The sequence below is a fragment of the Hydrogenoanaerobacterium sp. genome, assembly GCF_032017025.1.
GTDB lineage: Bacteria > Bacillota > Clostridia > Oscillospirales > Ruminococcaceae > Hydrogenoanaerobacterium.
Window position 1 is genome coordinate 21377 of sequence record NZ_DALZQO010000030.1, and the last position, 11216, is coordinate 32592.

Annotated in this window: 8 protein-coding genes, 1 tRNA gene and 1 pseudogene; all 10 read left to right on the forward strand. The window is 46.2% G+C overall.

Going from position 1 to position 11216, the window contains the following annotated elements:
* A pseudogene (locus tag RTV33_RS14165) lies at positions 1-2148 on the forward strand (DNA-directed RNA polymerase subunit beta'); the annotation flags it as partial.
* Between the two features lie 228 nt (positions 2149-2376).
* The gene (gene rpsL / locus RTV33_RS14170) at positions 2377-2802 is read left to right on the forward strand and encodes a 30S ribosomal protein S12 (RefSeq protein ID WP_312645291.1); all 426 of its coding nucleotides are present in this window, start codon (positions 2377-2379) and stop codon (positions 2800-2802) included.
* 142 nt (positions 2803-2944) lie between these two features.
* A complete protein-coding gene (rpsG, locus tag RTV33_RS14175; RefSeq protein ID WP_312645293.1) occupies positions 2945-3415 on the forward strand; it encodes a 30S ribosomal protein S7 in 471 nt (156 codons plus the stop codon).
* A gap of 102 nt (positions 3416-3517) precedes the next feature.
* A complete protein-coding gene (fusA, locus tag RTV33_RS14180; protein ID WP_312645295.1) occupies positions 3518-5599 on the forward strand; it encodes an elongation factor G in 2082 nt (693 codons plus the stop codon).
* A 97-nt stretch (positions 5600-5696) separates the two neighbouring features.
* Positions 5697-6896 (forward strand): elongation factor Tu, encoded by a 1200-nt coding sequence (gene tuf / locus RTV33_RS14185; protein WP_312645297.1) that lies wholly within the window; start codon positions 5697-5699, stop codon positions 6894-6896.
* 142 nt (positions 6897-7038) lie between these two features.
* Positions 7039-7115: transfer RNA gene (locus RTV33_RS14190), tRNA-Arg, on the forward strand.
* Positions 7116-7765: 650 nt separating this feature from the next.
* The gene (locus RTV33_RS14195; protein WP_312645300.1) at positions 7766-8920 is read left to right on the forward strand and encodes a ribose-phosphate pyrophosphokinase; all 1155 of its coding nucleotides are present in this window, start codon (positions 7766-7768) and stop codon (positions 8918-8920) included.
* A gap of 151 nt (positions 8921-9071) precedes the next feature.
* Positions 9072-9518 (forward strand): hypothetical protein, encoded by a 447-nt coding sequence (locus RTV33_RS14200; protein ID WP_312645303.1) that lies wholly within the window; start codon positions 9072-9074, stop codon positions 9516-9518.
* A 237-nt stretch (positions 9519-9755) separates the two neighbouring features.
* On the forward strand, positions 9756-10559 hold the full coding sequence (locus RTV33_RS14205) for a DeoR/GlpR family DNA-binding transcription regulator (RefSeq protein WP_312645305.1): 804 nt from the start codon (positions 9756-9758) through the stop codon (positions 10557-10559).
* Positions 10560-10681: 122 nt separating this feature from the next.
* Positions 10682-11216 (forward strand): ribonucleotide reductase N-terminal alpha domain-containing protein (locus RTV33_RS14210; protein WP_312645307.1); only part of this gene is annotated, 535 nt, incomplete at its 3' end.

Sequence of the window (11216 nt, forward strand, 5' to 3'; positions counted from 1 at the left end):
GCAAACAACCTGCTCAAGCCTTCTGACGGTCGTCCGGTTGCGGTTCCCACACAGGATATGGTGCTGGGTTCGTACTACCTCACGCTCGTAAAAGACGGAGAGATTGGCACCGGAAAGGTGTTCCGTGACGTCAACGAGGCACTGATGGCTTATCAGGAGGGTGTGGTTGGTCTGCATGCGCCTGTTAAGATTAGAATGAGCAAAGAAGTTGGGGGCAAAACGTTAACACAACTGGTAGACTGCACGGTCGGTCGTGTTATTTTCAACCAGCCGATTCCGCAGGATTTGGGCTATGTGGACAGAAGCAAGCCCGAGAACCTGTTTCGGCTCGAGATCGAGTTCCTTGCCGGTAAAAAGCAGCTTGGCGATATTATCGACCGCTGCATTAGGGTTCATGGCACTGCGCTCACCGCAGAGGTGCTGGACAAGATCAAGGCACAGGGCTACAAATATTCTACTAAGAGCGCCATCACGGTCGCAGTAGTGGATGCGGTGATACCTCCGCAGAAAAAAGAAATGCTTGATCAAGCGGATGAAAAAATCCTCAAGATCATCAAGCAGTATAAACGCGGCCTTATTTCCAACGATGAGCGTTATGCGCTGATTATTAAAACATGGAATGAAACCGCTGAGAGCGTTGCAAACGCACTGAAAGACAACCTTGATCGATACAACCCCATCTTTATGATGGCAGACTCCGGTGCGCGTGGTAGTATGAATCAGATTCGTCAGCTCGCGGGCATGCGCGGACTTATTGCAAACACCTCCGGTAAGGCAATCGAGATTCCTATCCGTGCGAACTATCGTGAAGGTCTTAATATTTTGGAATACTTTATCTCCTCTCGTGGTGCACGTAAAGGTCTTGCCGATACCGCACTGCGTACGGCTGACTCCGGTTACCTTACCAGACGTCTGGTTGACGTTTCACAGGATGTTATTATCCGTCAGGAGGATTGCGGCACCCGTGAGGGTATCGTGGTCTGTGACATCAAGGACGGTACCGAGATGATTGAGCCGATGAGCGAGCGTCTGATGGGCCGTTACGCGGTTGATGATGTTATGGACCCGGCAACGGGTGAACTGCTCGTATCCAAAGATAAGATGATGAATGAGGCTGATGCGAAGAAGGTTATCGACGCGGGCATTACTCATCTTACGATTCGTACCGTGCTGAACTGCGATTGCAAACACGGCGTCTGTGCAAGATGCTACGGTGATAACCTTGCAAACGGCAAGGTGGTTGCAGTGGGCGAGGCAGTCGGTGTTATTGCGGCGCAGTCCATCGGTGAGCCGGGCACACAGCTTACCATGCGTACTTTCCATACGGGCGGTATTGCGTCGGCTGACGATATCACACAAGGTCTTCCGCGTGTTGAAGAGCTGTTTGAGGCAAGAAAGCCAAAATCGCAGGCGATCATCAGCAAAACCAGTGGTGAAGTCAGAATGCAGGAGATTAAACGCAACAACCATGTGGTTGTGTTTAGTAAAGATGCCGTTGAGGAAGAAGCCTATATGATTCCTTACGGCTCCAGACTCAGAGTGCACGAGGGCGACATCATTGAAGCAGGCGATATGATTACCGAGGGTTCGGTCAACCCGCATGATGTACTCGCAATCAAAGGCTATCTTGCGGTGCAGGATTACCTTATTCAAGAGGTACAGCGCGTTTACCGCCTGCAGGGTGTTGATATCAACGATAAGCATATCGAGGTTATCGTTCGCCAGATGATGAAGAAGGTTCGCGTGGAAGAGCCGGGCAGCACCAATATGCTCACCGGTTCTCTGGTGGATAAAGGCGAGTTTGTTGCAGAAAACAAAGCGATTCGTGAACGTATCGCAGCGGGTGAAGAGGGGCTAACCGCGGCTACTTGCTCTGCAGTGCTGATGGGTATTACCAAGGCTTCTCTGGCAACCGACAGCTTCTTGTCTGCAGCATCCTTCCAGGAGACCACAAGAGTGCTCACCGAGGCTGCAATCAAAGGCAAGGTCGATCCTCTGCTTGGCCTTAAAGAGAACGTCATCATCGGTAAGCTGCTGCCTTGCGGCACCGGTATGAACTGCTACACCAATGTTGACGTGGTTCCTGCGACGGCACAAAACAGCTCTGTTGCAGAACTTGTGAACAATGCTGTGGGCGTAGCACAATAAAACAAATGGTAATTCATAGGCTTAAACAGAATATTGTTCAAAAATTTTGCTGAAGTGCAGAATAACTCTTGACAATGTTGACCGTTGAATGATAAAATATTTAATTGGTAAGGCCTGAGTATACCTTAAAAAGGGGCCGGCAAGACGGCCCCTTTCCATTTTGTTATTAAGAGCGTGCGCTTTGGCTCATGCTTCTAATATAAATATTTTTTTGCAAGGAGGTGCAATATGCCAACCTTTAACCAATTAGTCCGCAAAGGCAGAGAGGTTGTTGAGAAGAATTCCACTGCTCCTGCTCTCTTGAAGGGATGGAACTCCAAGAAAAGAGTTGCAATCGAACAGAACTCTCCTCAAAAAAGAGGTGTGTGTACTGCAATCAGAACATCTACACCGAAAAAACCGAACTCCGCGCTTAGAAAAGTTGCAAGGGTAAGACTTACAAACGGAATCGAAGCAACAGCTTATATTCCCGGTATCGGTCACAACCTGCAAGAGCATAGCGTTGTGCTGATCCGTGGTGGACGTGTTAAGGACCTTCCCGGTGTTCGTTACCACATCATCCGTGGTACTCTCGATGCTCAAGGCGTTGCGAAGAGAATGCAGTCTAGATCCAAATACGGTGCAAAACGTCCAAAGGCTGGTGCATCGAAGTAATAAAACCCCTAACTTTTGCTAATAATAGCAACTGCTGGTGCAGTATGTTTATATATATTATAAATGTCTCTGCATTGGCACAAACGGGAGTTTTGTCACTTTCGAGTACCGATGAATTCATTATGTGAAGGAGGGAAGCGAAGTGCCAAGAAGAGGTCGTATAGCAAAACGTGATGTTTTGCCAGATCCGCTGTACAATTCCAAGTTGGTTACTCGTTTAATCAACAACGTTATGTATGATGGTAAAAAAGGTGTGTCGCAGAAGATTGTCTACGGCGCATTCGATATCATCAAGGAGAAAACAGGCAGAGATCCTTTAGAGGTTTTCGAAGAAGCAATGGAGAGCGTAATGCCTCTGTTAGAGGTTAAAGCCCGCCGTGTTGGTGGTGCTACCTACCAGGTTCCTATGGAAGTAAGACCTGACAGAAAGCAGACTTTGGGTTTGCGCTGGATTACCACTTATTCCAGAAACCGTTCGGAAAGAACCATGAGGGAAAGACTTGCCGGTGAATTGATGGATGCCATTAACGGACAGGGCGGAGCGTTCAAAAAACGTGAAGACACTCATAAAATGGCAGAGGCTAACAAAGCTTTTGCACATTACAGATGGTAATTCGTTTACACATGGTTACGGGTGCGGTGCGAAGCAGTTCGCCCGCGCAGCGTAACAGGCAAATAGCGCGAGATATTTTCGTATTTATTTAAGGAGGACAATATGCCGAGAGACGTTTCACTTGAGCTCACTCGTAACATAGGCATAATGGCCCACATTGACGCTGGTAAAACTACCACATCCGAGCGTATTTTGTATTACACCGGTAAGAACCATAAAATCGGTGAGACTCACGACGGTTCAGCTACAATGGACTGGATGGCGCAGGAGCAGGAGAGAGGTATCACCATTACTTCCGCTGCTACCACTTGCTATTGGAGAGGCCATAGAATTAATATCATCGACACCCCGGGCCACGTTGACTTTACAGTTGAGGTTGAGCGTTCGCTTCGCGTGCTCGACGGTTCTGTAACCGTTTTCTGTGCAAAGGGTGGCGTTGAGCCTCAGTCGGAAACAGTTTGGAGACAAGCTGATAAGTATCATGTTCCTAGAATGGCTTACGTAAACAAAATGGATATCATGGGTGCAGACTTTTACAGAGTTGTAGACATGATGCATGACCGTTTAAAATGTAACGCTGTTCCAATTCAGCTGCCAATCGGCTCTGAAACTTTCTTTAGAGGCATAATTGACCTCATTAAGATGAAAGCGGAAGTATACTACGACGATTTGGGCAAAGATATTCGCGAGGAAGAAATTCCCGAGGATATGTTAGAAAAAGCGCAGGAGTACCGCAATAATCTTTTAGAGCATGTTGCGGAAACCGATGAAGCGCTGATGGAGAAATACCTTGAGGGCGAAGAACTGACGATTGACGAGATTAAGGCTGCGATTCGCAGATCTACCATCGCCAATACCATGGTTCCCGTTTGTTGCGGTACTTCTTACAAAAACAAGGGCGTACAGCCCCTGCTGGATGCAGTAATCGACTTTATGCCGGCACCTGTCGATATCGCTGATATCAAAGGTGTAAACCCAAATACTGAGGAAGAGGAAACCAGACCTTCTTCAGACAGTGAGCCGTTTTCTGCACTTGCATTTAAGATTGCAACCGACCCGTTTGTTGGTAAGCTGTGCTTCTTTAGAGTATACTCCGGTTCCGTTAACGCGGGCTCTACCGTTTACAACTCTGTAAAAGACAATACCGAGAGAATGGGCCGTATCTTGCAGATGCATGCAAACCACAGACAGGACATCGAAACCGTTTATTCGGGCGATATCGCTGCTGCGGTTGGTCTTAAAAACACCACAACCGGTGATACCCTCTGCGACCCCAAACGCCCGATTATCCTCGAGTCTATGGAGTTCCCAGAGCCTGTAATTCGTGTTGCGATTGAGCCTAAGACCAAAGCAGGTCAGGAAAAAATGGGTATTGGTCTTTCGAAGCTTGCCGAAGAGGATCCTACCTTTAGAACCTACACCGATCAGGAAACAGGGCAAACCATCATCGCTGGTATGGGTGAGCTTCACCTTGAGATCATCGTTGACCGTCTGCTCCGTGAGTTTAAGGTAGAGGCTAACGTAGGTAAACCTCAGGTTGCTTACAAAGAGACCATCCGTAAGCTGGTTGACGTAGATGAAAAATACGCCAGACAGTCCGGCGGTAAAGGTCAGTACGGCCATTGTAAAATTAAAATGGAGCCCAATGAGTCCGGTAAGGGTTACGAATTCAAAAATGCTATCGTTGGCGGTAGTATTCCGAAAGAGTATATCGCTCCTATCGACCAGGGTATCCAGGGTGCAATGCAGGCAGGCGTTCTCGCCGGTTATCCTGTTGTTGACGTTATTGTAACTCTGTATGATGGATCTTACCATGAGGTTGACTCCTCTGAGATGGCATTTAAGATCGCCGGTTCTATGGCGTTTAAAAATGGTATGAGAAAAGCAGATCCCGTCATCCTTGAGCCTATCATGAAGGTATCGGCAACGGTTCCTGAGGATTACATGGGTGATGTTATCGGTGACCTCAACAGCCGCCGTGGTCAGATTCAGGGTATGATTGCAAGAAACGGTGCACAGCAGATTGATGCATTTGTTCCTCTGTCTGAGATGTTTGGTTACGCTACCGATCTTCGTTCCAAAACGCAGGGTCGTGGCCAGTATGCCATGGAGCCTTCGCATTACATCGAAGTTCCGAAAAGCATCGCAGAGAGCATTATGTCTGCTAGAGCGAAAAAAGACTAATTTTACGCTCAGATACTTGAATTTTCAAAGTATCATTGCTACAATGAAACTTGTAGCTTACAAATAAAATAAATCCAAATTTAAGGAGGAAATACTAATGGCTAAGGCAAAATTCGAACGTACCAAACCCCATATTAACATTGGTACTATCGGTCACGTTGACCACGGTAAAACTACTCTGACTGCTGCTATCACAAAGACTCTGGCAATGAAAGGTCAGGCTCATTTTGAAGCTTATGACATGATTGATAAGGCGCCTGAAGAGAGAGAGCGCGGCATTACAATCAACACCTCTCACGTTGAGTACGAAACTGACAACCGTCACTACGCTCACGTTGACTGCCCGGGACATGCTGACTACGTTAAAAACATGATCACCGGTGCTGCTCAGATGGACGGCGCTATCCTCGTTGTTTCTGCTGCTGATGGTCCGATGCCTCAGACCCGTGAGCACATTCTGCTCTCCCGTCAGGTTGGCGTTCCTTACATCGTAGTATTCATGAACAAAGCGGATCAGGTAGACGATCCTGAGCTGCTTGAGCTCGTTGAGATGGAAATCCGTGAGCTGCTTTCTGCTTACGAGTTCCCCGGCGATGACACACCTATCATCAAAGGTTCTGCACTGAAGGCTCTGGAAGCTCCCGATGATATTTCAAACGCTGCTTACGCTCCTATCCTTGAGCTGATGGCTGCTGTTGATAGCTTCATCCCCACTCCTGAGAGAAAAGCTGACCTGCCTTTCTTGATGCCTGTTGAGGACGTATTCACCATTACCGGTCGTGGTACTGTTGCAACCGGTAGAGTTGAGCGTGGCCGTATTAAAATTGCGGATGAGATTGAGATCGTTGGTCTTGCGGACGAGAAGATGAAGTCTGTAGTTACAGGTATCGAGATGTTCCGTAAACTCCTCGATTACGCTGAGGCTGGCGACAACATCGGTGCACTGCTTCGTGGTGTTCAGAGAACTGACATTCAGCGTGGACAGGTTCTCTGCAAACCCAACTCCATTCAGCCCCACACCAAATTCCGTGGTCAGGTTTACATCCTGAAAAAGGAAGAGGGCGGCCGTCATACTCCGTTCTTCAACAACTACAGACCTCAGTTCTACTTCAGAACCACTGACGTTACTGGTGTAGTTGCTCTGGATCAGGGCGTTGAAATGTGCATGCCTGGCGACAACATCGAGATGGATGTTGAGCTGATCACTCCGATCGCTATCGAAGAGGGTCTGCGTTTCGCTATCCGTGAGGGTGGTCGTACCGTAGGTTCGGGCGTTGTTATCAAAGTTAACGCTTAATTTATAGCTTGGATATTGTTGAGGGCTCTGTCACTTGTGGCAGAGCCCTTCTTTATAACAACGTAAGTTCAATTTTTTCTTTGATAGGTGTTGACTTTTGATATAAGATATGGTAATATAATAAAGCTGTCAGAAACAGTATGTGCCTGTAGCTCAGTTGGATAGAGTGACTGGCTACGAACCAGTAGGTCGGGGGTTCGAGTCCCTCCAGGCACGCCAAAAATTCCGTTTAAGCATTCGCTTAGACGGAATTTTTTAATAAGGGGCTTAGCCCCCTCTTGACGTCGGTTTTCTCCGCCTTCGCCTCTAAAAACCTCCTGTCACCCCCCATAGAGGTAAGCGGTCGATGGCTTCGCCCAACCGCTGGAACGACTACACAAGACTTTGGCAGTGCGAAAGATGAAAAATAAAAATCTTTTTTGCATTGCAAATTCAAGACAATTTGCATAAAGAAGTCGAACGGAAAACCTGTTCGACTTCTTTCATTTTATAGACATTTGCAAATCGGAATTTAAACAAGGTGGCGCTAGCTGTAAGCTTTGGAATTGCAGTATATCCATGCAAAATCACTTCCCCACAACTAATATAACCTGCAGATACAGCAAAAAATACAATTCAGTCGAAAAAAAGATAAAGAACGAGATGGAGCTTTGTAAAATAGTAATAGCCATCGGTTAAATTAGTGGTTATTACGGTTTGTTGCTGCACGATGAAGTTTAATCCAACCGCTATAGCCCTGTTGATTTCGGTCAAGTTTTGCTCATCGCTGCGAACTTTTTTAGGCAATTCTATAATCCTGTATAATCTAGTCGTGTTTGGTTGATTTTTGGGGGAAGATAGGATAGAATTGTAGCGAAGGAGTGTTGTAAATGACCGAACAGCTTGAGGCACAGGATATTTTTACTTCAGAGAATCGGGTAGCGCCGCTTGGCATTGTTGCTACAGAAAGCGCTCGCGAACTAAGTCAAAAAATAGATGCTCATCTTATTAGATGGGCGCAAGGCGGCGCGATGGCACGCGATACATTTATTGTAGACAGTGAGTGCCCGCGTTTTTCTTCCGGTGACGGCAAGGGTATTATCAAGTCTACGATTCGAGGCGATGATCTGTTCTTTCTGGTAGACGTGGGAAATTACAGCTGCAAATACAATATGTTTGGGAGACAAAATTTGATGTCACCCGATGATCATTTTCAGGATTTAAAGCGTCTGATTCAGGCAGCAAGCGGTAAAGCACATCGAGTTAATGTAATTATGCCTTTACTCTACGGCAGCAGGCAACATCGCCGCAGCTACCGTGAATCACTTGATTGCGCCGTAGCGCTGCAGGAGCTTCAGAATATGGGCGTCTCCAATATCATTACATTTGATGCCCACGATCCCCGCGTACAGAATGCAACCCCGCTGATGGGCTTCGATAACGTGATGCCAAGCTATCAGGTGCTCAAAGCGCTTCTGCGTGAGGTAAAGGATCTCAACTTTGACCGTGATCACTTTATGGTCGTTAGCCCAGATGAAGGCGCTATGAGCCGTAATATGTACTATGCCTCAGTTTTGGGGGTAGACCTCGGCATGTTCTACAAGCGCCGTGATTACTCCCGTATAGTAAACGGGCGCAACCCGATTGTAGCGCACGAATACTTGGGCACTTCGGTTGAAGGCAAAGATGTTTTTATCGCGGATGATATTATTTCATCGGGCGAGTCCATGCTGGATATCGCTTATGAGTTAAAAAAGCATAAAGCAAATCGCATTTTTGGTTATGCCACCTACGCAATTTTTACAAACGGGCTGGAAGCGTTTGATAAGGCTTATGAGCAGGGGATTATTGCAGGCGTATTCGGCACCAACCTTACCTACCGCACAGAAGAACTGCTCCAGCGTGAGTGGTTCCACGAGGTAGATGTATCGAAATACATTGCCTATTTTGTTGCCGCAATCAATCATGATGTATCGGTCAGCACCATTATTGACCCGCATGAAAAGATTAAGCAGCTTTTGGCGAAAAAAAGAAAACAAAAATAATCAGCAGGTGGGGGCCCTAAGCAGACCCTCACCTGTATTTTTTTCTGTTTCCATGCCTTATGTAGAATACAGGTTGCAACTTTATTCTGTGAACTATATAATAGTTTTATAGATATAACTTGACATCATAGTGCTGCGGAGGTGTAGCGGCGTGAGACGTAAAAAGAATGGAATCAGGCGAAGGGAAATGGCGGCTCTATGCATTTATCTGGTATGGCTGATTTTCTCAATTGCTATGTGGAATACGCGGTGGATGACGGATAACAAGGCGGTAACTGGCGTATCGCTTGTTTTTGCCGCGGTAATTTATCTGCTGCTGTGCAGTATGCGCAGCTTACCTCAGCTGCACATAACTCGCCAGGGGCTGTCACAGGGGCAATCTCTTGCAGTGGTGCGCCTGCGCTTGTGGCTGCTGGCTTCCCTTAAACTAATTTTTGTGTGCGGTTTTTCAGGCATGTCTATTTCACTTTTGTTTAGCCAGCTGCTGCGTGTTATCCTTGCAATTTTGTTTATGCTGTTACTGCTGTGTATCTTAGCCTTGTTTTTTGTAAAATATCGGGTCATTGTACTGCAAAAGCCTGCCGACATGGCGAAGTAGACCTTCTCAAAGCGACAAAATAATACAATTCTCTACAATATATGTATCATATTTGGTAAATAGTTCATCATTTTATTGAATTTATTTTGTACAAAGGATATAATAACCGTATTACGGCTATTGTATCTTATTTCAATGCCTTTTGCCCGCCCTTTGCGGGGCAACTGCCAAAATGGCGAAATACATCACAAACACACTGACATTTAAGAGTGAACATTGACTGCTTGGAGGTATACTATGTTTTCCATGACAAACCCCCAATTTCTTGTGATTCCGGCTGAAAGGAAAAAACGAATTCTAGAGTACATTAAAGATAATGGCAGCGCACAGATTAAGGAGTTGTCGGTATCATTTTCTGTATCTGAGGCTACCATCCGCCGCGACCTTTCAGAGCTGGACGAAGAGGGTTTAATTGAGCGTACACATGGTGGCGCAATTTTGTCCAGTGCAAAAACAATTGCAGAACCGGCTTATTCAGCCAAACTGAACGTGCAGTCTGACGACGAAAAAGCGATAGCACAGCATGTTTCAGCCTTGATTAAAGATGGAGACAGCGTTTTTCTGGATTCCGGCTCGACTACTTACCAGATAGCAAAATGCTTAACGGGGCATCATAATCTCACCGTTGTGACTTACGATTTATGCATTGCAAATACCATACCCTTTCACCATTCCACCAGTTTGATCGTGACAGGCGGTGTCAAAAAAGAGGGGGATAATTTACTTACAGGTGGCCTTACGGTAGAATTTATTCGCAATATCCACGTGGACAAAGCAATTTTATCGGTAGATGCGATTGATTTGGACTTTGGAGTTTCCAGCTCTGACTTTATACAGGCAATTGTAAAGAAAATGATTGTGGGGGCAGGAGATCAAATATATCTGGTAGCCGACCATACAAAATTCGGTAAGGCTGTGTTCGCTAAAATCTGCGACCTAAAAGAGATTGATCTGCTTATTACAGATAGCGGAATTGATGAAAAACACCTGCAACGTTTCAAGCAGGAAAAAATTTGTTATCAGTTAGCTTCATCAAGATAGACAAATACAAAGGTGCAATATCTATTTTTAAAATGAAAATGGATATTGCACTTTTTTTTCTTAAGTGATACAATATGTAGTAGTTTGAATTTATTGAATATATAGATATAGAGGTGCGGACAATGAAAATTAGTAAAAACGGCTTAACTGTGCTGGAAAAACGCTATCTTGCCAAGGATGAGCAGGGTAAGTTGATTGAGACCGTAGAAGGGCTGTTTGACCGTGTAGCAAGCGCCATTGCCGAAGCAGATTTGCACTTTGACCCTAAGGCAGATGTAAAGCAAACCACAAAAGAGTTTCGCAGCATGATGGAAGAGTTGGAGTTTTTGCCGAATTCCCCAACTTTAATGAACGCAGGCAGGCCCCTCGGCCAGCTTTCTGCATGCTTTGTTCTTCCTGTAGGGGACAGCATGGAGGAAATTTTTGAGGCAATCAAACAGGCCGCGCTGATTCACAAATCGGGCGGAGGCACCGGTTTTTCTTTTTCACGTCTGCGCGCATCGGGCAGCACGGTAAAAACCACCGGCGGTGTAGCGTCCGGCCCAGTCAGCTTTATGCGCGTATTTAATATGGCAACCGAGGCAGTAAAGCAAGGCGGCACTCGCAGGGGTGCCAATATGGGTATTCTGCGCGTGGATCATCCTGATATTTTGCAGT